Genomic DNA, 20,836 nt, shown 5'->3' with positions numbered 1-20,836 from the left:
CGGCTCAGCCTGCCGGTCAGCCGGCGGCGCAAGCGCCAACGGCAGCGCCTGCGGGTCAAGCAGGTCAAGCGGCTCAGCCTGCTGGCCAGCCGGCGGCGCAAGCGCCAACGGCAGCGCCTGCGGGTCAAACAGGTCAAGCAGGCCAACCTGCCCAGGCTGTCGGTCAGCCGTCGGCGCAAGCGCCAGCGGTGACGCCTGCGGGCCAAGCAGGTCAAGCGGCTCAGCCTGCCGGCCAGCCGGCGGCGCAAGCGCCAACGGCAGCGCCTGCGGGTCAAGCAGGCCAAACGGCTCAGCCTGCCGGGCAGCAGACGGCGCAAGCGCCAACGGCAGCGCCTGCGGGTCAAGCAGGCCAACCTGCCCAGCCCGCCGGTCAGCAGACGGCGCAAGCGCCAACGGCGACGAACCCCGCCGCGACTGCGGCACGCGAAGGCAGCAGCGCGCAACAGCAGGCCCAGCTCGCAAGTGCCGAGATGGCGGCATTGCGCTCGGCGCCCCTGCAACGCGGCGGCGAGCCGATCCACGAGAGCCTGCAAGGGCTGGTGCGTCATCAGCTCGAACTGCTGGCCACCCCGGTCCTGCGGTGGGAAGGCGATGTCTGGACCGGCATCTTCATGGCCCTGATGGTCCAACCGCCACCCAGGCGCGATGAAGGACGCCAGCCCGCGGACGAGGAGGCCGCCGAGCGGGAAGACGACTCCGACGCCCAGCATTGGCATTCCAGCATGAAGCTGCGGGTGAGCGGATTGGGCGAGGTCGGGGTGACGCTGTGGTTGAGCGAGACCCGCCTCGACCTCGAACTGGTCGCCGCCGATGACGAGGTGCGAGCGGCCCTGGCTCGGGGCATCGGTCGGCTCAGATCACGGCTTGAGGCCTATGATTTGAACGAGGTTGAGATTCGCTTGCGCGCGGCCGAGCCGGAACCTGAGTCCGAGCCCACGCCTGAGCCCGCGTCCGAACCCACGGCTGAAGCGCTACCCAAATCGGCGTCGGCACCGACCGCCGCCGAGACGCGCGCATGAGCGAGAGCCTTAACGATGAGCGCCTGCGCGCCGTCGCGCTTGCCTATCGCGAGGGCGATGAGGCGCCGCGCGTGTTGGCCAAGGGTTATGGCCAGCTCGCCGAGCGCATCATCGAGGAGGCCGAGCGCCAGGGCATCTATGTCCATGGCGCGCCGGAATTGGTCGCGTTACTGATGAATCTCGATCTCGATGAACAGATTCCCCCCAATCTGTATCAGGTGATCGCCGAGTTACTCGTGTGGGTGCGACAGATCGCCGACGAGCGCGAACGCCCGGCGAACGCCAGCTAACGCGGGCTTTGATCTCGACAAGCCGTTGCTGGACGCTTTCTCGGTCGTCCATTCTCGGTCCTCCAGGCTAGTGCAAGGCTGCCAAAGATTCGATACCGCCCGAAAGTGCCCAAGCTCCAATATCGACAACGGTGTGAGTCATCAGCATGTATCGAGACTTCAGCAGCGTTGCACTAGGCTGCCCGGCGCCGCGGTCTTGCGCCGGCGCGATGGGCGAGATCATCCGGCGTCATCGACGCCATCCACGCCGCTGCCTCGTCGAAGTGGTTGTCGGCGAAGCGCGCCTCTACCTCGGGCGCGAGCCTGAACACGGCGACCGCCTTGCGTAGGCGCTCGGCCTCGGCTTCGACCTGATCCGCCGCCTTGGCATCCTCGCGCACCAGGTCGGCGTTGCGCTGGGTGACCTGATCCATCTGGGCGATGGCCCGATTGACCTGCTCGATACCCTGGCTCTGCGCTTGCGAGGCCGAGGCGATCTCGTCGACCAGGCGGTTGACCTGATGCACGGCGCTGACGATCTCGCCGATGGTCTCGCCGGCCTTGTCCACGCGCGCGGTGCCGGCCTCGACGCGCGCGGTCGAGGTTTCGACCAACGCCCGGATCTCCTTGGCGGCATCGGCGCTGCGCCCGGCCAGCCCCCGCACCTCGCCGGCCACCAGCGCGAAGCCCTGGCCTTGCTCGCCGGCGCGCCCGGCCTCGACCGAGGCGTTGATCGCGAGCAGGTTGGTCTGGTGCGCGATGGTATCGATGATCTCGATGATCTCGGAGATCTGGCGCGAGCTCTGGCTGAGTTCGCGCATGGTGGAGACCAGTTCGTTGATCACCTCGCTGCCGGCGCCGGCGGTGCGCGTCGCCTCGCGCACCAGGCGACTGGCATGACGGGCATGCTCGGCATTCTGCTTGACCGTGGCGGACAGCGTTTCCATGCGCGCGGCGGTCTTCTTCAAACGCGCCACTTGCTGCTCGGTGCGGGCCGAGAAGGCGTTGTTGCCGCTGGCGATATGCCGGGCGCCACGGTAGACGTTGTCGCTGCTCAGGCGCACCAGGGCCAGGGTGCGCGACAAGCGCTGCTGGAGCCCTTGCACGGCGGCACAGAGTTGACCGATCTCGTTGTTGCCGAGGCGCTCCAGGGGCACCGAGAGATCGCCATAGGCCATGGCGTCGAAGCCGGCGACCACCCGCTCCAACGGGCGCAGTACATTGGCCGTCACCCCCCAGAGCACGACGACCACGGTCAGGACGGCGAGCCCGAGCGCGCCGAACAGCGCCAGCCGCGCCCGGTCGGCGAGCATGGCGAAGGCCTGCTCGCGCTCGCTGCCGAAGGCGCCGGCATGCGGGGCCAGCTCGGCGATGGTGTGGGTCGCGCGATCGAGCAGAAACAGCCCCAGGCCGCCGACGAGGAGGATCAGCAGCAGCAGGGCGCCGAGCGCCAATAGCCAGCTCAGTCGCATGGTCATGTCGTGCCTGTCCTGTCGCCGTGCCGGTGCCTGCCGAAGCCGTCTCTCGTCGCCTGCCTGGCCGCCATGGTCGATGCGCTCCGCTCGGTCCCGATTCAATCGTCGCGTGGACTTGCGCGCGAACTCACTCGCCGACCTGTTCCACCAAGGCCATCTCCTTACTGGTCAGGAGCTTGTCGATATCGACCAGCACCAGCATGCGATTCTCCAGGCTGCCAAGGCCGCTGAGGAAATCCGAGGACAGACTCATGCCGAGTTCCGGTGCCGGTTTGATCTGATCCGGGGTCAGGGTCATCACATCGGAGACGCCATCGACGACGATGCCGACGATGCGCTCGGAGACATTGACCACGATCACCACGGTCTGGCCATCGTAGTCGACCTTGTCAAGATGGAATTTGATGCGCAGGTCGACGATCGGCACGATCACGCCGCGCAGATTGGTCACGCCCTTGATGAATTCCGGGGCGTTGGCGATGCGGGTGACATTCTCGTAGCCGAGGATCTCTTGCACCTTGAGGATGTCGATGGCGTACTCTTCCTCGCCGAGCGAGAACACCAGGTATTGGCGATTCTCGCCGTCGGAGGCCATGAGGGTATCCTCGGTGCTGTGACGGTTCATAAGGCGTTAACCTCCGTGGGTGGAAGCGGGGCGGGCGCGGTGGCGCGGCGCGGCCGATGGGTCTCTTTCTTGCTCAGGCTGAGCTGATGCAGGCCGGGGATATCGAGGATCAGCGCGACGCTGCCATCGCCGAGGATGGTGGCGGCGGAGACGCCGGGAACTTTGCGGTAATTGGTCTCGAGGTTCTTCACCACCACCTGCTGCTGACCGATCAATTCATCGACTAAGAGCGCGTAGCGCCGGCCCTCGCCCTGCACGATCACGGCAATCGAGCGCAAGGGATCGGTCTGGGCATTGGCGACATCCATCGCCTCATGCACGGCGATGACCGGCAGGTATTCGTCGCGCACCCGCAGGACCAGATCCTGCCCGGCCATCTCGTAGAGTTCGTCCTTGGTCGGCTGCAGCGATTGCAGCACCGTCGACAGCGGCAGGATGAAGACCTCGTCGCCGACCTTGATCGACATGCCATCGAGGATGGCGAGGGTCAGCGGCAGCACGATGCGGATGGTGGTGCCTTGGCCGGGCGTGGACATGATCTGCACATGGCCACCGAGGCTCTGGATGTTGCGCTTGACCACATCCATGCCGACGCCGCGGCCGGAGACATCGGTGACCTCCTTGGCGGTCGAGAAACCGGCCGCGAAGATCAGTTGCCAAACCTCGTCGTCGGTCATGCTGTCGGAGACGCTGAGGCCGTTCTCGCGCGCCTTGGCGAGGAGTTTTTCGCGGTTCAGCCCGGCGCCGTCATCGCTCACCTCGATGATGATGTTGCCGCCCTGATGGCGCGCCGAGAGGGTCAGCTTGCCCTTGCGCGGCTTGCCCGCCGCGACGCGCGCCTCGGGCAGTTCGATGCCATGATCGAGACTGTTGCGGACCAAGTGCGTGAGCGGGTCGATGATGCGTTCGGTGAGGCTTTTGTCGAGTTCGGTCGATTCGCCTTCGGTGCAGAGTTCGATCTCCTTGCCGAGCTTGCTCGAGGTCTCGCGCACGACGCGCGGAAAACGGCTGAAGACGAAGTCCATCGGGATCATGCGGATCGACATCACCGATTCCTGCAGATCGCGGGCGTTGCGCTGCAGCAGGCTCATGCCGTTGATCAGCGCGCCGTTGGCGATACCGCCGTCGAGCTCGCTGACGGTCTGATCGAGCATCGACTGGGTGATGATCAGCTCGCCGACCAGATTGATGATCTGGTCGACCTTCTCGACCGAGACCCGGATCGACGAGGACTCGGCGCCGACCTTGGGCTTGGTGGCCGGTTTGCCGGCCGGTTTCTGGGCGGGTTCCGGGGCGGATTTCTGGGCCTCGGCTGCGGGCTTGGCGGGCGCCGGTGCCTGGTCTGCCGCTGGTGCTGCTGGCGCGGCCGTTTGTTGCGCCGATGCCGGTTGTTCGCTTGCTGTCGTCGGCTGTTGCGCGGGCGCGGCGGCGCTGGATCGATCACTGGAATCGCTGGCTTGGCCGGCGGGCAGCGTTTGGATCGCGATCTGTTCAGGCTCGATGATGAAACACATCACCGCCTCGATGTCATCGGCGCTGGTGGTGGTTTCGAGTTCGACCTCGTAGCGGCTGTCGTCGCCGGAACGGCGGTGGAGGGTGCCGAACTGCTCGAGTTCCTCGATGAGCAAGGCGCGATTGTTCTCGCTCACGCCGAGGAAGGTGATGAGCAGATGGTCAGCTGCGGGCGCCCCGGAGGCCGACGCCGCCTCGGCAGGGGCTGCCTCCGGCGCGGGCGTCGCGGCGGAGGCCGGGGGCTTGGTCGCGGGCGCCGGGGCGGCGGCAAGGTTGTTGCCCATCTCCGCCAAGGCCAACTGCTGCAGGGTCTTGCAGATACGCTCGTAGGCCTCTTGATCCGGCTCCTCGCCGTTGCGATAGGCAGCGAGCTGGTCGTTCAGCATATCCTTGGTTTCCAGGAAGGTGTCGACGATATCCCGACGTAGCTTAAGCTCACCATGGCGGGCGTGGTCGAGGATGTTCTCGAACAGATGGGTGGTGTGTTGCAGCGCCTCGAAACCAAAGGTTCCGGCGCCGCCCTTGATCGAGTGGGCGGTACGAAAGATGGCATTGAGCTGCTCGGCATCCGGGTTCTCGACATCGAGTTCGAGAAGATGACGTTCCATGTCCGCCAGCAACTCTTCGGCTTCCTCGAAGAAGGTGTCGTAGAAATCGGTAATATCCATCCGCGTGTCCTGTTCCCGAATCGTCGGGTCGCCTGCAAGCGAGCAAGTCTGTCAGGTGCCACAACAACGCGAAGGCGTTGGGGCGCGAGGGCCGGCGGCGGTGCCGCGCAGCGTCTTGCCGGCTCGGGACGGCGGGCGACAGAGGCCGCAGACATAGTCCTGAACGGGCGTGTAGGTATGTACGACGAATTGGCCGCCACAGCGTGTGCAGCCTGTCAACTGTAGCAGATCGTTCTCGAAGAAGCGCATCAGCGTCCAGGCCCGGGTCAGGCCCAGGACCGCGTCTTGCCCGCCGATGCGAACCTGTTCCTGATACAGACGGTAGGCGCGCACAAAGGCATCGATGCGCTCGCAGCCATAATCCCGATGCAGGCGATGATAGATGTTGATGAACAGCGAGGCATGCAGATTGGGCAGCCAGGTGATGAACCAGTCGGTGGAAAAGGGCAGCATCCCCTTGGGCGGGGATTTGCCCCGCAGCTCCTTGTAGAGCTTGGTCAGGTAGGCGCGGCTGAGATCGGTCTCGGTTTCGAGCACCTGGAGACGGGCACCGAGTTCGATCAGATCGATGGCGAGCTGCACCTGCTGCATTTCGGTGACCGGGCTTTTGAGTGCCATGGCTCAATTCTCCGTGTTCTCGGCCCCGGCTCGAGGATAAGAGGCCATCAGGAGCGAGGAGTGAAAACCGGACAGATCCTGGTCGCGTTGGTGATGGGTGACCGCGCGCAGCTGCGCGGCGTCGTGATAGCCGAAGTGGCACAGAAGTTGACTGCTACGGGCCAGCTTGGCGAGCTGACGCGCGCTCAGAGAAAGCAACAACTCGGCCATGTCGTGGTCGATCTTGAGGCGGAACATAGCGCTGGAGCGATCGCTGCGCAGCATGCGTTGGGCCAACAGCAGATAGGTCAGATTGAGGTCTTCGATCTCATTGATCAGGTTGGTTTCATTCATCGGTCCCTGCGCTCGGTTGACGGTGCTCGGTTCACGGCGAGAATGGCTCGGAGCGAGGCAGCGCCGGGCGCTCATCCAGCGGCTCCTCGTTGCCGAGTTCGAAGGCGTCGATCAGCGTGTTCAGATGCTCGGCGAGTTCGCGCATCCGAGCCGCCGAGGAAGACGTCTGATTGACCATGGCGGCATTCTGCTGCGTGACCGTGTCCAATTCCGTGACCGCTGTATTAACCTCGGCAACGCCTGCGCTCTGCTCGCGCGCGCTCGCACTGATTTCCCCAAGCACATCATGCACATTGTTGATGCTGGTCATGATCTTGCCCATGGTTTGGCTCACTTGCTGCACTCGTTCCGTGCCCAGCCGGGAGCTTTCCACCGACGCCTCGATGAACGTGCGAATCTCGCGCGCGGCGTCCTGGGAACGCTCGGCGAGGGTGCGGACCTCCTGGGCCACCACGCCGAAGCCACGGCCATGTTCGCCGGCGCGCGCCGCCTCGACCGAGGCGTTGAGCGCGAGGATATTGGTTTGAAACGCGATGCCGTCGATCAAGGTGACGATATCGGTGATGCGCGACGAGGCCTGGTCGATCTCCTGCATCGTGGTTTCCAGTTCGCGCATCGCCGAGGTGCCTTGCTCGACCACCGCGCTTGCCTCGGCCGAGAGCGCACTGGCCTGATTGGCGGATTCGGCGCTATGCGCGACGGTCGAGGCAATCTCCTCCATGGCCGACGAGGTTTGTTGCAGATTGGAGGCGGCCTCATCGCTGCGGCTGGCGAGATCCTCGCTGCTGCGGGCAATGGTGCCCGCGGTTTCAAAGACGTTGCGCGCGCTGCGGCTGACCTCTTGCAGCGTCGCCTGCATGCGCGAGACGAAGGCGTTGAATTGGTGCGCCATTTCGCTGAGTTCATCGCCGCCGCTGTCATCCAGGCGCCGGGTCAGATCGCCCTCGCCCGCGGCGATATTGCCCATCGCCTCCGCAGTCCGTTGGATCGGCCGGCTGATGGTGCGGGCGATCAGCAGCGCCAACAGTACGCCGACGGCCAGGGTCAGGGCGGCGATGAGCAGGGCCGCGTTGCGCGCGGTCGCCGCGCGTTCGAGATAGGACGACCGATCGAAGGCCACCTCGAGCACGCCCGCCGGCGCGCCGGAGAAGTCGCGGACGACCGCCCCCATTATCGCCAACGGCGTGCCCGCATGGGTGCCGTGCTCGATCTGTTCTTCGCCGGTCAGCGCCGCCTCCAGCGCCTGCTCGCTCAGCAGCGATTGCTCGCCGAAGGTCGAGGCAAAGGTGCTGAAGCCGTTGCCATCGGGCAGGCGCAGCGCGGCCTCGGCGCCGTACTGCTCGTGAAAGCGGTCGAAAAAGTCCTGGCCGAAGCTCATGCCGAACTCCAGCGAGCCGACATGCTCGCCTCGCCACTCGACCGGTACCAGGCTGCGAATGCCGAGCCCGTAGACACCGCGCTCGAGACCCGAGATGGGCGCGCGGTCGCGGTTGGTCTCGACGATGGTCTGGCGGATGTCGGTGAGGTCGTCGCCGAATTCTTCCGGGCCATGCACGCGCAGGAAAGAGGTGGCCGGCGGCAGGTGGAACTGGAACTGGGCGATGCCGTGGTCGGCTTTCAGCGTCTCGAAACCGGGCACGAACCAGTCCGCGAGCCGTTTGCGCTGGCGCTCGGCGAAGGCCTGCTGCACCTCGGGGATGCCGGCGATGAGGGCGCTCATGGCACTGCCCCGGCGGGCCTCCGCCTCCAGGGCGGCCATCAGATTGCCATGCAGGGAGCGCAGCTCGCGCCGCTCGGCCTCCTGGATCGCCGCATCGAGACGGTTGAGCAGGAAGGGCACGATGATGGCGATCGCCAGCAGCAGCATGACGATAAAGCCGGCCACGATGCGGGCTCCAATGGAAAAACGATTGAATCGCATGGCTTCGGGATTCGTGAGTGTTCGCTGATGGATGCCGCAGGTCGGCCTAAGGAGTTTGTTTTAACAGGAGCTCGACACGCCGGTTGGCGGCGCGCCCTTCTGGGGTGTCGTTGCTTTCCAAAGGCTTGGTATCGGCATAACCGATGGCGCGCAATCGGGTTTCCGGGATGCCGGCTGCGCTCAGATAGCGTAACACGGCAATCGCGCGCGCCGTCGAGAGTTCCCAGTTCGATGGGAAACGGGCCGTGGCGATGGGAATGTTATCGGTATGGCCCTCGACCGAGATTTGCCCATCGAAGGACTCCAGGGTCGGCACCAGCGACTCGATGACCTCGCCTCCACCCTCGGTCAGCTCGGCCTGGCCGCTTTTGAACAAGAGATTGTCGTCGATGCGCAGCGTGATGCCTTGTTCGCCTTCGTCGACGCTGACGCCTTCCATCTCCAGGCCCTCGAAGCGCGGTTGCAGTCCCTCGTGGCGCGGCTGGATGCCGGTGGTCTTGGGGCCGACCTCGGCCGAGGGGATGCCCGGTTGCGCTTGGGTCTCGTAGTCGGCCTTGCCCAGCATCGACACCATCAACACGAACAGCGTGATCAGGAGCGTCAGGACATCGAGATAGCTGATCAGCCAGCTCTCGGTTTGGTCGCCTCCGCTCGGGGGTTCGAGCATCGATACCCGTGCGCGCTGCACCATGGCTTGGATCTCCTGTCGGGTTTCCGGGTTAGCTCGGGTCGCGAATCTCGTCGTGGTGCTTGGCCATGAACGAGTTCAGCGTCTCTTCGATGAAGGAGGGCAGGCGGCGCTTGGTGATCAGCGAGATCCCTTCCAGGACCATGTTCATCGCGATCAGCCGCTCCTCGGTGCGCCGCTCCAGCTTCACGGCGAAGGGCTTGAACACCAGGTTGGCGAGCAGAATGCCATAGAAGGTGGTCAACAGGGCGACGGCCATGCGCGGCCCGATGATCTCCAGATCGCCGGCCTCCATGACCTCCAGCATATTCACCAGACCGACCAGGGTGCCGATCATGCCGAAGGCCGGGGCATAGGCGGCCATGGTATGGAAGACCTGCGCCTCGGCATGCTCGCGGGCCTTGAGACGGGCGATGCGCCAACTCAGCAGGTCGATGATCTCCTCCTCCTTGGTGTTGGAGATGACGAGCTGGATGCCGCTGCGCAGGAAGGGATTGCGGGTGTTGGCGAGCGCCTTCTCGACGGCGCGCACATCGCCCTTGAACCAGAGCCGCGACATGTCGACCAACTCCTGGATGTCGTCGCGGACATAGGTGTTCTCGCGCCGAAACACGACGCCGATCAGCCCGACCACGCGCAATACCTCGCGCAGCGGATAACTGATGAAGGTCGCCGCCATGGTGCCGGCGAGGACAATGGCCAGGCCCGGCAGATTGAGAAAGCTGCCGGGCGACTCGGCGGCGAAGAAGAGCACGCTGCCGAGTAGCACCATGCTGGAGAGGATGCCGATCAGTGTCGATGGATTCATGGTTCCCTTGAGTCGAAAAGCAGCTGGTGAGAATTATCGTTCAACGGGCGCCTCGAGCAACTGCGCCCGCAGACGACTGAGGGCCTGGCTGTGCAGTTGACAGACGCGAGACTCGCTGACCCCGAGCACGGCGCCGACCTCCTTGAGGTTGAGTTCCTCCTGATAATACAGCGCCATCATCAGTTTCTCGCGCTCCGGCAGGGCCTCGATGGCCGCCACCAATCGCCCCCGTTGTTCGCCCTCGACCAGTGCGGTCAAGGAGGGGTTGGCGGGGCGGTTGGCCGCGCCCGGCTCGATGCCTTCCTCGATCAATGCCTCGAAGGGCAAAAACTGACCATTGTTGGTATCGCTGAGCAGCTGACGGTATTCGGTCAGATCCATGTCGAGTTCGGCGGCGATCTCGTGCTCCTCCGGGGCGCGGCCGAAGCGTTGCTCGAGCCGCTGCGTAGCCTCGTCCATGGCGCGGGCATGACGGCGCACGCTGCGCGGCAGCCAGTCGCGGCTGCGCAGCTCATCGAGCATGGCGCCGCGGATGCGCTGGGTGGCAAAGGTCGCGAAGCTTGCCCCCTGACTGGCATCGAAACGCCCCAAGGCTTCGAGCAAGCCCAGGGTTCCGGCTTGGATCAGGTCGGCCAGCTCGATGCTCGCGGGCAGTTTCACCTGCAGCGCCAACGCTTGTCGTCGCACCTGCGGCAGATACTGCGTGATGAACTCGTTTTGCTCGATCTTACCTTTCGCAGTATACATTCGCTTCGCCCAAGTCCGCTCCGGGCTATTCTCATTGGTAATTGATGATGACCTTCATTGGTAATTGACGATGACCTGCAGTCCCTGGACGCGCACGGCTCGCCGCTGCCCCGGCCCGAGCGAGAAATGGAAACGCAGCGCCTCATCCGCCGGCAACCCCGCGAGGGCCTGGCTCTGGCCGCGCGCGCCCGCCAGCGGCATGCAGCGGTTGGCCTGACACAGACGCGCATTCAGGCGGCTGCCGGGCGGCTGCTCGAAGCGCCAGGCGATGCTGTCGATCGCGCCGGTGGGCGCGCTGCCGGGCGGTGCTCGCAGCGGTCGCGACAGACTCTCGCGCTCGGCCATGCTGACCATCAGCGATGGCGCGTTGGCCACCCAACTGCCGGCCGCCGCCGCTAACCCCGGTGCCAATGCCAGTACCAGCGTCAGGAGCGGCGTCAAGCCCGATGATGGCGTGCGGATCGGCTCGCCTCTGGCCGTCGCTCCACAGGCGAGGCGATGGCGATCGTCGTTCCATGCCGGCCTAACCATGGCCTGTGCGATGCTGGCTCGTCGCATGGGCTATTTGCCCCCGATCCATTGGGTCACGCGCAGCAGGCGATCATCCGGGATCTCGGCCTGGGAGAGCACCACCAGATGGCGCAAGCGCCGACGCAGGAAGCGCGCGAGCACGGCCCTGAGGCTGTGCTGCACGACCAGCACCGGCGGATCGCCGCCAGCCTCCTGGCGCGTCAGCGCCTTCTCGGTCTGCTGCATCAGGGTCTCGGCGAGTCCGGGTTCGAGCGCGCCGTTGCCGCTCATCGCCTGCATCAGGATCTGCTCGAGCTGCGTATCCAGGCCGATGACCCGCAGCTCCTTCTCGCCCGGGAACCACTGCTGGACGATGGCGCGCCCGAGCGCGATCCGCACCAGCGCCGTGAGTTCGCCGAGATCCTGTTGTTGCGGCGCGTGTTCGGCGAGGGTGTCGAGGATGCTGCGCAGATCGCGGATCGGCACCTCCTCGGCGAGGAGGTTTTGCAGCAGGCGCTGAAACGCGGTCAGCGAGATCAGCTTGGGCACCACGTCCTCGACCAGGCTCTTCTGCTCCTCGCCGAGCTTGTCGAGCAGACTCTGCACCTCGGTGCGCCCGAGCATCTCGGCGGCATGGCGATGCAGGAGATGGTTCAGGTGCGTGGCGACCACGGTGCTGGCGTCGACCACGGTATAGCCATAGACCTGCGCGTGCTCGCGCTGGCCGCTGTCGATCCAGACCGCCGGCAGACCGAACGCCGGGTCCTGGGTCGGGGTGCCCTCCAGCTTGCCCGAGACCTGTCCCGGATCGATCGCCAGCCAGCGCCCCGGGTAGACCTCGGAGCGGCCGATCTCGGCATCCTTGAGCGAGACCAGATAGGTATTGGGGCCGAGTTCCAGATTGTCGCGGATATGCACCACCGGCGGCAGGAAGCCGACATCCTGGGCGAACTTCTTGCGCACGCTCTTGACGCGGCCGAGCAGTTCCCCTTGCTGGCGTTGATCGACCAACGGGATCAGCCGATGGCCGACCTCGAGCCCGAGGGTATCGACGAGCTGGACATCGTCCCAGCTCGCTTCCGGCGTTTCCCGCGTGGGCGCCGGCGGCGCGAGCACGGCCTGCTTGACCAGCAGCTTCTCCTTTTGGTGCAGGAGATACCAGGCCAGGCCGCCGAGCAGGGCGGTGAAGACGAGGAAGACCAGATTCGGCATGCCCGGCACCATGCCCAACATGCCCATGACGATGGCGGCCAGGATCATCACCTGTGGATTGACGAACAGCTGACCGATCATCTGCTGGCCGACGTCCTGCTCGGTGTTGACGCGCGAGACGGTGACGCCGGCAGCAGTGGAGATGACCAATGCCGGAATCTGCGCCACCAGGCCGTCACCGATGGTCATCAGGGTGTAGGTGCGCCCGGCGTCGCCAAAGCTCATGTCATGCTGCAGCATGCCGATGAGCAGGCCACCGATGATATTGATGCCCATGATCACCAGGCCGGCCATGGCGTCGCCGCGCACGAATTTGCTGGCACCGTCCATGGAGCCATAGAAATCGGCCTCCTGGGCGACTTCGCTGCGCCGCCGGCGGGCCTCGTCCTCGCCGATCAGACCGGCATTGAGGTCGGCGTCGATGGCCATCTGCTTGCCGGGCATGGCATCGAGCATGAAGCGCGCGCCGACCTCGGCGATGCGACCGGCGCCCTTGGTGATGACCATGAAGTTGATGATCACCAGGATCAAGAACACCACCAGGCCGACGGCGAAATTGCCGCCGACCAGGAATTCGCCAAAGGCCTGGATGACCTTGCCGGCGCTGTCGCCGCCCTGATGACCTTCCATCAGGATGACGCGGGTGGAGGCGACGTTCAACGACAGCCGCAGCAGGGTGGTGAACAGCAACACCGCCGGGAAGGCGGCGAAATCCAGCGGTTTCTGGGTGAACATGCTCACCAACAGCACCATCACCGCGAGGGCAATGTTGAAGGTGAACAGCAGATCGAGCATGAACGGCGGCAGGCGCAGGATCATCATGCCGAGGATCATCAAGATCAGCACCGGCCCCGCCAGCAGCTTGATCTGGAGGTTGCCGAGCCAGGCCTGCTTGTCGAGCATGGCGGTGAACGCTGTCATACGCGTGCCTCGGCCTCAGGGCGGGTGACCGGAACCTGAAGCGCTTCCGGGATCGGTAAATCGTGCGGGGTCGGCGGCGGCGTCTCGCCTGCGGCCTTGGCCCGACGCAGCTGGAAGGCCCAGGCCATCACCTCGGCCACGGCGGTGTAAAGGGCCATCGGAATCTCGGCGTCGAGATCGACATAACGATACAGCGCCCGCGCCAGCGCTGGCGCCTGCAAGCGCGGAATCGCATGGGCATCGCCGAGTTCGCAAATGCGCAGGGCGACCCGATCGACGCCCTTGGCCACCAGGCGCGGCGCCGCCATGGCCTGCTCGTCGTATCTGAGCGCGACGGCGAAGTGTTCGGGGTTGGTGATGATGACGTCCGCCTCCGGCACCTTGCTCATCATGCGGCCGCGGGCCATGGCCTGCTGTTGCTGGCGAATGCGCGCCTTGATCTGCGGGTCGCCCTCCGACTCCTTGTGCTCGCGTTTGACCTCGTCCTTGGACATGCGCAGCTTCTTGGCATGGCTCCAGAGCTGATAGGGCACATCGATCAGGATCACGATCAGCAAGGTCAGCACCATGAGGCCACTCCCCATCACGGCCAATTCCAGGGTCTTGGCGATCGCCTGCTGGATCGGCAGCCCCATCAGATCCATGTAGATACCACGGTTGGCGACCAGGAACGCCACCGCCACACCGCCGATCAGCAGCGATTTGGCAATCGCCTTGGCCAGTTCGACCAACGCCTGCACCCCCAGCATGCGCTTGAGCCCCTTCAGGGGGTTGAGCTTGGACAATTGCGGCTGGAGCGATTTGCCCGAGATCAACCAGCCGCCGAGCAAGGCCGGCGAGGCCAGCGCCACCACCGCCAGCAAGAGGAACAGCGGCATCATCGTGAACAGGCTGCGCTCGATCAGATCGGCCGCCTTGATCAGCATCGGCGGCACCTCGAACGCCTCGCGCCGCTCGAACAGGAACGCCTGCTCCATGATCAGGCCGAGCTGATCGTAGATCAGCGCGCCCCCCAGCCAAAACCCGGCGACACCGGCTAGCAGCATGACGAAGGTGGTCAGCTCACGGGAGCGGGGAACCTGGCCTTCCTCGCGCGCCTTCTCGAGCCGTCGCGGTGTGGCTTCTTCGGTCTTTTCTTGATCGCTGCCTTGGTCTTCGGCCATGGTCGCTCAGGGAACGCATGGGGGGTGAATCCGTGCCATTGTGCGCGAGTGGTGGCCGGAGTGGTAGTGACCGATGCCGCGATTCAGAAACCGAGTTCGTCGAGCAGCGCGTCGACCTGATCTTGGCTGCCGACGACATCGGCGGCATGGGGATCGAGCTGCGGGCCGTTGAGCAGGCTCTCGTCGCGGCCGCTGGCGCCGGCTTGCTTGCTGCTGTCGGCGCGGCGCTGCATCTGCTCGCGCGCCTGTCCCTCGGGCACATTATCGATCAGGACCTGTACCAGCTGACTCTCGATCTCGTGGATGACCTCCATCATCCTCTTGATCACCTGGCCGGTCAGGTCCTGGAAGTCCTGGGCCATCATGATCTCGAGCAGTTCCTTGTTGGTGGCCTCGGTCTTCACCGGCACGTCGCCGAGATAGGTGCGTGTCTCCCGGACTAGCTCCCGCGCCTCGGGGAGTTCCTTGGGCTCGGCAAACCAGTCCGCCCAGCGTTTGTCGAGCGCCTCGGCGCGGGCGCTGAGTTCATCCTGCAAGGGTTGCGCCCGATCGATGGCATTGAGCGCGCGATTCGCCGCCTGCTCGGTCATGTTGGCGACATAGTTGAGCCGTTCGCGCGCATCGGGGATCGCCTCGGCGGCCTTCTCGATCTCCTTGTCGAGGCCGAGTTCGCGCATGTTGTCGCGCAACATGCGCGTCAGATTCCCGATGCGGTTGATCAGCTGCTCGAGCCCTTGCTGATCGTCATCGGGTTTTGTATACGTGGTCATCGTCTCTCTCCTGTCGTTCCGGCCCCCTGCCGCTGCTGCGGGCTCACCAGCCCAGTTTCTCGAAGATCTTGGTCAGTTTTTCATCGAGGGTGGCGGCCGTGAACGGTTTGACCACATAACCACTTGCGCCGGCCTGGGCTGCGGCGATGATGTTCTCCTTTTTCGCTTCGGCAGTGACCATCAGCACCGGCAGATGCTTGAGATCATCGTCGGCCCGGATCTGTTTCAGCATCTCCATGCCATCGAGATTGGGCATGTTCCAATCGGCCACCACGAAGTCGAAGCCGCCGGCCTTGAGTTTGTTCAGGGCCTCCTGTCCATCCTCGGCCTCCTCGACGTTCGAGAAGCCCAGCTCCTTGAGCAGGCTACGGACGATGCGGCGCATGGTTGGAAAATCGTCCACCACCAGGAAGTGAAGGTTCTTGTCTACCATCGAGAGTCCTCTGTCAACGCGTTACTAAAAGGCTTCCCACTCGTCCTCGGCCGCTATCGGCTGATCCTGAACCCGTTTGCGGGGGGCTTCCAGCTGGGCCGACTTGGGCGACGCCGCCACCGGGCGTGGGCTGTGGTGTGTCTGGTGAGTACCGCCGGCGGGCAGCGCGTGAACCGCCGGCGCGCTCTTGCTCAGACGGAATGTCGAGATCGCTTGCTCCATCCGGCTCGCCTGTTCCTCGAGCGAGGCGGCCGCCGCCGAGGCCTCCTGTACCAGGGCGGCATTCTGTTGGGTCACCTGATCCATCTGGCCCACGGCCTGGCTGACCTGATCGATGCCCTGGCTTTGCTCTTGGGAGGCGGCCGAGATCTCGTCCATGATATCAGTCACGCGGCGAACTGCCTCAACGACCTCATGCATGGTCGCGCCGGCCCGCTCGGCGAGCGTCGAACCGGCTTGGATCTGAGACACGGCGCCGTCGATCAAGGTCTTGATTTCCTTCGCCGCATCGGCGCTGCGGCTGGCCAGGTTGCGGACCTCGCCGGCGACCACGGCAAAGCCGCGCCCCTGCTCGCCGGCGCGTGCCGCCTCCACCGACGCATTGAGCGCCAGGATATTGGTTTGGAAGGCGATCGAATCAATCACATTGGTGATCTCGGCGATCTGCTGGGAGCTGTCGGAGATCCCATGCATGGTCTCGACGACCTGGCCTACGACCTCGCCGCCGCGCTCGGCGGTGGACGACGCCTCCAGCGCCAGGCCGCTGGCCTGACGCGCATTATCGGCGTTTTGCCTGACGGTGGCGGTCAGCTCTTCCATGCTTGAGGCGGTCTGTGCCAGCGCCGAGGCCTGCTGCTCGGTGCGCGAGGAGAGATCCGCGTTGCCGGTGGCGATCTCGCTCGCGCCGCCATGGATGGCCTGACCGCTCTGGCGCACCTCGCCGATCACGCTCGCCAGTTGCCCCACCATGCGCTTCATCGCGAAGAGCACGCTGCTGCTATCGCTGGCCTTGGTGTGGATCTCCAGGCTCAGGTCCTGATCGGCGACCTGGTTGACGATCGCGGCCACCTGATAGGGCTCGGCGCCCAATTGGCGATTGATGCCGGCGATGATGCGCCAGGCCAGCAGGATGCCGCCGAGCAGAACCAGCGCCAAGGCGCCGATGGTGATGGCGCGGATGTTCCGGTACTGGTTGGAGGCCTGTCGATAGTCGGCTTCGGCCCCCTCCAACTGCACATCCATCAGCGCTTGCAGGCCTTCGGAGATGGGGTCGATGGTCGGGTAGAGGGTATCGATCAGGAACTCCTCGAGCGCGGCCTGGTCTTGGCGCTGCAAGATCTCCCGCAGCCGGGCCAGGGCCGGCTCCGCGCGCTCCATCAGTGGCCTGACCTCATCGACCAGGCGCTGTTCTTGCGATACCAACGAGTGGTCCCGGTAGGCCTCCCAATCCGAGTCGATCTCGGCGAGTGCCGAGGTGACGTTCTCCCGCCCCTGGGACCAATCGAGCAGGCCGTCGTGGATCTTGTGCGACGAGTCGACGATATTGACCGCATAGTTTTCGACAATGGACTCGAGCTGCCAGAGCGAAACCACGCGGTCATGGTATACGTTGTTGAGTCCTTGCACGGCCGCGTTTTGCCCGTACAATCCCAGCACGCCGAGCGCGATCATGGCGGCTGCCAAGGCGCCCACCAAGAGGCCGAGCTGGGTTGCGATTTTCATCTGTCTGAACATGGGATCATCCTGAGTTTGGTCATCGTCGAACCGGGTCCGGCAAGGGCTCAGACCCGCTGCGTCCGGCCGGAGGCGGCGGCCAGTTCCATGAGGCGCGGCGCGATGGCGTCGAGCGGCGTTACCTCGCAGGCCGCGCCCAGTGCGATCGCCTCGCGCGGCATACCGAAGACCACGCTCGTGCTCTCGTCCTGAGCGATGGTGGGCGCGCCGGCGTTGCGCATCTCCAGCAGACCGGCCGCGCCATCCCGGCCCATGCCGGTGAGGATGACGCCGATGGCGTTGCGCCCGGCATGCTGCGCGGCGGAATGGAACAGCACATCCACCGAAGGCCGATGCCGGTTCACCGGCGGCCCCTCGTCGAGCTTGGCGATATAGTTGGCGCCACTGCGCGCCAGCTTGAGATGCTGCCCGCCGGGGGCGATATAGGCATGGCCCGGCAGTACGCGCTCGCCGTCTTCCGCCTCCTTCACCGCGAGCTGGCTGAGGCGATCGAGGCGTTCGGCGAACGAGCGCGTGAAGCCGCCCGGCATGTGCTGGGTGATGAGGATCCCCGGGCAGCTGGCCGGCAACGGCTCAAGCACCCGCCGGATGGCCTCGGTGCCGCCGGTCGAGGCGCCGATGATGAACAGCTTCTCGCTAGAGATGATCGGCGCCTTGAGGCGCACCGCCGGCGGCTGGTGATGATGCAGCGCCTGGCGCGGCCGCGACTGGGCGGCGGCGCGGATCTTTTCGGCGATCTCCTCGGTATAGCCGAGCATGCCGCGGCGGATGCCGAGCGAGGGCTTGGCGACGAAGTCGAGCGCGCCCAGTTCGAGCGCGCGCATGGTCACCTCCGAACCGGCCTGGGTCAGCGACGACACCATGAGCACCGGCATCGGCCGCAGGCGCATCAGCCGTTCGAGGAAATCGAGGCCATCCATGCGCGGCATCTCGACATCCAGTGTCAGCACATCGGGATTGTGTTGCTTGATCAGATCCCGCGCCATGATCGGGTCGGAGGCCACGGCGACGACCTCCATATCCGGCTGGCTGCCGATGATCTCGCTGAGCAGGTCGCGGATCAGCGCCGAGTCATCGACGCAGAGGACCTTTATCCTGGCTGCACTCAAGGCAGGCCTCCTGTTCCTGACGATGGACGAACGATTGGATGGGGGCGACCGGCCTGCTTGCGGAATCGGTGCATGATCGCATGTGCCGGGCGCCTCTGCCGTGCTTGATATCAGGCCAGGGTATAGATGGTCTGGCCACGCAGCCGGAAGGCCTGGCTGATATAGGAGAAGTTCTCGGAGTGACCGGCGAACAGCAAGCCATCCGGTTTGAGCAGGGGCGCGAATCGTTCGAGGATCCGCGCCTGGGTCGGTTTGTCGAAATAGATCATGGTGTTGCGGCAAAAAATGGCATCGAAGGGCCCTTTGATCGGCCACCTCGGCGCGAGCAGATTGAGCACCTCGAATTCCACCATGTTACGCAATTCCGGGCGCACGCGGGCCATTCCGGCCTGGCCGCCGGTGCCGCGTTGGAAGAAGCGCTTGATGCGCGCATCGTCCATCTTGTGGACCTGCTCAAGCGGATAGATGCCGGCGCGGGCCTTGGCCAGGGCCTCGGTGTCGATGTCGGTAGCGAGCACCCTGGCGTCGGCGGCGCGCGGCCCGAGGGTCTCGGCGAGCGTGATGGCGATGGAGTAGGGCTCCTCGCCGGTCGAGGCCGCCGCGCACCAGATCCGCACCGCGCCGGCGCGATCTTGGATGTGCTTGGCGAGCTGCGGGAAATGGTGCGCCTCGCGGAAGAAGGCGGTGAGGTTGGTGGTCAGCGCATTGGTGAAGGCCTCCCATTCCTTGGCGTCGGGCTTGCGCTCCAGGCGCACCAGATAGTCGCTGAAACGCGTCAGCCCATAGTGGCGCAGGCGTTTGGCCAGGCGGCTGTAGACCATCTCGCGCTTGTGCTCGGCGAGCACGATGCCGGCACGCTGATGGATGAGTTCGCGGATGCGTCTGAAGTCGGTATCGGTCAACTCCAGGTCTCGATCGACCGATCCGTAGGAGGACCAACCATTGGCTGCGGCGACCGGCTGCTGCGCGAAATCGTTCAAACTTCCCCCCATCCTTTCATCCCCTCGCTAATCCGGCCCATCCGCGACTCGGCTTACGGGCAATCGAGACAGCTTATCGCCGCCGCCGCTCTCTGCATAGGCTAAACAATTAAGGAGCGGCTTACCGCAGTATAGTGGGATTTTGGTGGGCTGTTTCGATTGGCGCCGACCGTCGACCCCTGGCTGGCCCGGGAGGATCGAGGCGACGATTGGCCCAGGCGGGTCGCCAGGCCTCTGGGGCCCCTGGCGGGCCAGGCGGATGGCCAGACGAGGTCCGACGGGATCGTCCGCGACCTCAGGCCGACACCTTGAGGCGCGCGGAGCGCGGGCCGGTGCGGCCTTGGGGGTCGTACAGCGTCTTTTCCGAGACCGCGTGGATGAGATCGAGCATGCGTTGATTCTGTTTGAGGCGCATCCACAGCATCGAGCCCGCGAGTTCATTGCGCCGGGCGGCGTGCTCGCTGGCGGCGCGCACCGCCTGCCAGGCGTCGAGGCAACCGGCATCGCGGGCCGCCTGGCGGGCGCCGGCGTCGCCCTCGGGGTAGCCGCCCGCGGTCTGGAACGCGCGGCGTTGCTGCTCGCTGTGCTCGAGCTGCGCGAGCAGCGCTTGCTTGTCGGCGGCGAGGCGCTGGAGCAACTCGCCATCGATCTGGCCCGCCGCCAGGGCCTCGCATTCCTGTTCCAGCAGCGCCGTCAGGCGTTGCAAGCCGTCGCGTTGCGTCTCGAGCAGTGTTGCTAGGCTCATCAGTACGGTCTCCCTGTTGTCCTGGCCCTGGTTGTTCTGGCTCGGCGCGATGCGCGCCCGGTCTGGTCTCGTGCTTGGTCCGATCGGTTCTTCGTCGCGCTCTTCGCGCGTGCTAGTCGTCGAGCAGCTCGCGCACGCTAGCGATGAGCCCCTCGGCGATGCGCTCGGCGCGGATCTCGAGGCGGCCTTCGCGAATCGCCTCGCGGATCGCCTCGACATTGACGAGGTCGATGTCTTGATCGGTCGCCACGGTCTCGCGATGGAGATGCGTCTGCACCGCAGGCGTGGCGCGCTTGCCGGTGCCCGCGCGTGTCGGCCCCTCGACCTTGGAGGGTTCTTGGGTGGGTTTGCCGACCGGCTGCAGTGGATGGTGGGTGTCGATTTTCAAGGTGCGTGCCTCATGCCGGTACTTAGGTGTGATTATCGGCCTGCCATGAGGATACTTTAATCGACCGGGAACATTTGGCCGGTAACTGTTGGCGGGCTTTAGCCGGCGTGGAAGTCTGCCGGCTCAGAAATCGATCGCCAGCCGCGCCTTGCCGATGACGGTGGCATCGATCAATTCGCGCCGGCCAA

Annotated in this window: 22 protein-coding genes; 3 read left to right on the top strand and 19 right to left on the bottom strand. The window is 65.2% G+C overall.

Annotated elements, in window-relative coordinates:
- The 3 genes from ACLFQI_RS03325 to ACLFQI_RS03315 form a co-directional block, all read left to right on the top strand.
- Positions 1 to 192 (top strand): hypothetical protein (locus ACLFQI_RS03325; RefSeq protein WP_410757428.1); only part of this gene is annotated, 192 nt, incomplete at its 5' end.
- Positions 193 to 470: 278 nt separating this feature from the next.
- Positions 471 to 1,019, top strand: coding sequence for a flagellar hook-length control protein FliK (locus tag ACLFQI_RS03320; RefSeq protein WP_410757427.1), 549 nt, complete (start codon positions 471 to 473; stop codon positions 1,017 to 1,019).
- On the top strand, positions 1,016 to 1,309 hold the full coding sequence (locus ACLFQI_RS03315) for an EscU/YscU/HrcU family type III secretion system export apparatus switch protein (protein WP_410757426.1): 294 nt from the start codon (positions 1,016 to 1,018) through the stop codon (positions 1,307 to 1,309). The genes ACLFQI_RS03320 and ACLFQI_RS03315 overlap by 4 nt, the downstream gene beginning before the upstream one ends.
- Before the next feature lie 173 nt (positions 1,310 to 1,482).
- Here ACLFQI_RS03315 and ACLFQI_RS03310 read toward each other — a convergent pair whose 3' ends face one another.
- The 19 genes from ACLFQI_RS03310 to flgM all read right to left on the bottom strand — a co-directional run bounded on the left by ACLFQI_RS03310 (position 1,483) and on the right by flgM (position 20,648).
- Positions 1,483 to 2,766: a methyl-accepting chemotaxis protein gene (locus tag ACLFQI_RS03310; RefSeq protein ID WP_410757425.1), complete on the bottom strand. Its 1,284-nt coding sequence runs from the start codon at positions 2,764 to 2,766 to the stop codon at positions 1,483 to 1,485.
- 124 nt (positions 2,767 to 2,890) lie between these two features.
- Positions 2,891 to 3,388, bottom strand: a complete 498-nt coding sequence (locus tag ACLFQI_RS03305; RefSeq protein ID WP_410757424.1) for a chemotaxis protein CheW — start codon at positions 3,386 to 3,388, stop codon at positions 2,891 to 2,893.
- A complete protein-coding gene (cheA, locus tag ACLFQI_RS03300) occupies positions 3,385 to 5,568 on the bottom strand; it encodes a chemotaxis protein CheA (RefSeq protein WP_410757423.1) in 2,184 nt (727 codons plus the stop codon). The genes ACLFQI_RS03305 and cheA overlap by 4 nt, the downstream gene beginning before the upstream one ends.
- 51 nt (positions 5,569 to 5,619) lie before the next feature.
- On the bottom strand, positions 5,620 to 6,186 hold the full coding sequence (flhC, locus tag ACLFQI_RS03295; RefSeq protein ID WP_410757422.1) for a flagellar transcriptional regulator FlhC: 567 nt from the start codon (positions 6,184 to 6,186) through the stop codon (positions 5,620 to 5,622).
- Positions 6,187 to 6,189: 3 nt separating this feature from the next.
- Positions 6,190 to 6,519 (bottom strand): flagellar transcriptional regulator FlhD, encoded by a 330-nt coding sequence (gene flhD / locus ACLFQI_RS03290; RefSeq protein WP_410757421.1) that lies wholly within the window; start codon positions 6,517 to 6,519, stop codon positions 6,190 to 6,192.
- Between the two features lie 31 nt (positions 6,520 to 6,550).
- Entirely contained in the window at positions 6,551 to 8,440 is a 1,890-nt protein-coding gene (locus ACLFQI_RS03285) for a methyl-accepting chemotaxis protein (protein WP_410757420.1), read from the bottom strand.
- A 46-nt stretch (positions 8,441 to 8,486) separates the two neighbouring features.
- A complete protein-coding gene (locus ACLFQI_RS03280; protein WP_410757418.1) occupies positions 8,487 to 9,131 on the bottom strand; it encodes a flagellar motor protein MotB in 645 nt (214 codons plus the stop codon).
- A gap of 28 nt (positions 9,132 to 9,159) precedes the next feature.
- A complete protein-coding gene (locus ACLFQI_RS03275) occupies positions 9,160 to 9,936 on the bottom strand; it encodes a motility protein A (protein WP_410757416.1) in 777 nt (258 codons plus the stop codon).
- A gap of 33 nt (positions 9,937 to 9,969) precedes the next feature.
- Positions 9,970 to 10,683 carry an RNA polymerase sigma factor FliA gene (locus ACLFQI_RS03270; RefSeq protein ID WP_410757415.1) on the bottom strand — a complete coding sequence of 238 codons (714 nt, stop codon included), beginning with the start codon at positions 10,681 to 10,683 and terminating at the stop codon, positions 9,970 to 9,972.
- A gap of 54 nt (positions 10,684 to 10,737) precedes the next feature.
- The gene (locus tag ACLFQI_RS03265) at positions 10,738 to 11,124 is read right to left on the bottom strand and encodes a flagellar protein FlhE (RefSeq protein ID WP_410757413.1); all 387 of its coding nucleotides are present in this window, start codon (positions 11,122 to 11,124) and stop codon (positions 10,738 to 10,740) included.
- A 120-nt stretch (positions 11,125 to 11,244) separates the two neighbouring features.
- Entirely contained in the window at positions 11,245 to 13,308 is a 2,064-nt protein-coding gene (flhA, locus tag ACLFQI_RS03260; RefSeq protein WP_410757430.1) for a flagellar biosynthesis protein FlhA, read from the bottom strand.
- A 14-nt stretch (positions 13,309 to 13,322) separates the two neighbouring features.
- Positions 13,323 to 14,489: a flagellar biosynthesis protein FlhB gene (gene flhB / locus ACLFQI_RS03255; RefSeq protein WP_410757411.1), complete on the bottom strand. Its 1,167-nt coding sequence runs from the start codon at positions 14,487 to 14,489 to the stop codon at positions 13,323 to 13,325.
- 83 nt (positions 14,490 to 14,572) lie between these two features.
- On the bottom strand, positions 14,573 to 15,259 hold the full coding sequence (cheZ, locus tag ACLFQI_RS03250) for a protein phosphatase CheZ (RefSeq protein ID WP_410757410.1): 687 nt from the start codon (positions 15,257 to 15,259) through the stop codon (positions 14,573 to 14,575).
- 43 nt (positions 15,260 to 15,302) lie between these two features.
- A complete protein-coding gene (cheY, locus tag ACLFQI_RS03245) occupies positions 15,303 to 15,692 on the bottom strand; it encodes a chemotaxis response regulator CheY (protein ID WP_410757409.1) in 390 nt (129 codons plus the stop codon).
- 24 nt (positions 15,693 to 15,716) lie between these two features.
- Positions 15,717 to 17,414 carry a methyl-accepting chemotaxis protein gene (locus ACLFQI_RS03240; protein ID WP_410757408.1) on the bottom strand — a complete coding sequence of 566 codons (1,698 nt, stop codon included), beginning with the start codon at positions 17,412 to 17,414 and terminating at the stop codon, positions 15,717 to 15,719.
- Positions 17,415 to 17,473: 59 nt separating this feature from the next.
- The gene (locus ACLFQI_RS03235; RefSeq protein ID WP_410757407.1) at positions 17,474 to 18,535 is read right to left on the bottom strand and encodes a protein-glutamate methylesterase/protein-glutamine glutaminase; all 1,062 of its coding nucleotides are present in this window, start codon (positions 18,533 to 18,535) and stop codon (positions 17,474 to 17,476) included.
- A 110-nt stretch (positions 18,536 to 18,645) separates the two neighbouring features.
- Entirely contained in the window at positions 18,646 to 19,443 is a 798-nt protein-coding gene (locus ACLFQI_RS03230; protein WP_410757429.1) for a CheR family methyltransferase, read from the bottom strand.
- A 367-nt stretch (positions 19,444 to 19,810) separates the two neighbouring features.
- Positions 19,811 to 20,260: a flagella synthesis protein FlgN gene (locus ACLFQI_RS03225; RefSeq protein ID WP_410757406.1), complete on the bottom strand. Its 450-nt coding sequence runs from the start codon at positions 20,258 to 20,260 to the stop codon at positions 19,811 to 19,813.
- Between the two features lie 112 nt (positions 20,261 to 20,372).
- Positions 20,373 to 20,648, bottom strand: coding sequence for a flagellar biosynthesis anti-sigma factor FlgM (gene flgM, locus ACLFQI_RS03220; protein WP_410757404.1), 276 nt, complete (start codon positions 20,646 to 20,648; stop codon positions 20,373 to 20,375).
- Between the last annotated feature and the right edge of the window lie 188 nt (positions 20,649 to 20,836).

Origin of the sequence: Halochromatium sp., from assembly GCF_046541315.1 — a bacterium.
In the GTDB taxonomy this organism is placed as follows: Bacteria; Pseudomonadota; Gammaproteobacteria; order Chromatiales; family Chromatiaceae; genus Lamprobacter.
The sequence above is the reverse complement of the archived record's forward strand: the minus strand, read 5'-3'. Positions and strand labels throughout refer to the sequence as shown.

Coding starts and splice junctions, on each gene's coding strand:
- cheA (WP_410757423.1), bottom strand. CDS start 5,568: ATGGATATTACCGATTTCTACGACACCTTCTTCGAGGAAGCCGAAGAG.
- ACLFQI_RS03280 (WP_410757418.1), bottom strand. CDS start 9,131: ATGGTGCAGCGCGCACGGGTATCGATGCTCGAACCCCCGAGCGGAGGC.
- ACLFQI_RS03305 (WP_410757424.1), bottom strand. CDS start 3,388: ATGAACCGTCACAGCACCGAGGATACCCTCATGGCCTCCGACGGCGAG.
- cheZ (WP_410757410.1), bottom strand. CDS start 15,259: ATGACCACGTATACAAAACCCGATGACGATCAGCAAGGGCTCGAGCAG.
- flhB (WP_410757411.1), bottom strand. CDS start 14,489: ATGGCCGAAGACCAAGGCAGCGATCAAGAAAAGACCGAAGAAGCCACA.
- ACLFQI_RS03270 (WP_410757415.1), bottom strand. CDS start 10,683: ATGTATACTGCGAAAGGTAAGATCGAGCAAAACGAGTTCATCACGCAG.
- cheY (WP_410757409.1), bottom strand. CDS start 15,692: ATGGTAGACAAGAACCTTCACTTCCTGGTGGTGGACGATTTTCCAACC.
- flhC (WP_410757422.1), bottom strand. CDS start 6,186: ATGGCACTCAAAAGCCCGGTCACCGAAATGCAGCAGGTGCAGCTCGCC.
- ACLFQI_RS03285 (WP_410757420.1), bottom strand. CDS start 8,440: ATGCGATTCAATCGTTTTTCCATTGGAGCCCGCATCGTGGCCGGCTTT.
- ACLFQI_RS03315 (WP_410757426.1), top strand. CDS start 1,016: ATGAGCGAGAGCCTTAACGATGAGCGCCTGCGCGCCGTCGCGCTTGCC.
- flhA (WP_410757430.1), bottom strand. CDS start 13,308: ATGCTCGACAAGCAGGCCTGGCTCGGCAACCTCCAGATCAAGCTGCTG.
- ACLFQI_RS03310 (WP_410757425.1), bottom strand. CDS start 2,766: ATGACCATGCGACTGAGCTGGCTATTGGCGCTCGGCGCCCTGCTGCTG.
- ACLFQI_RS03320 (WP_410757427.1), top strand. CDS start 471: ATGGCGGCATTGCGCTCGGCGCCCCTGCAACGCGGCGGCGAGCCGATC.
- ACLFQI_RS03240 (WP_410757408.1), bottom strand. CDS start 17,414: ATGAAAATCGCAACCCAGCTCGGCCTCTTGGTGGGCGCCTTGGCAGCC.
- flhD (WP_410757421.1), bottom strand. CDS start 6,519: ATGAATGAAACCAACCTGATCAATGAGATCGAAGACCTCAATCTGACC.
- ACLFQI_RS03275 (WP_410757416.1), bottom strand. CDS start 9,936: ATGAATCCATCGACACTGATCGGCATCCTCTCCAGCATGGTGCTACTC.
- ACLFQI_RS03225 (WP_410757406.1), bottom strand. CDS start 20,260: ATGAGCCTAGCAACACTGCTCGAGACGCAACGCGACGGCTTGCAACGC.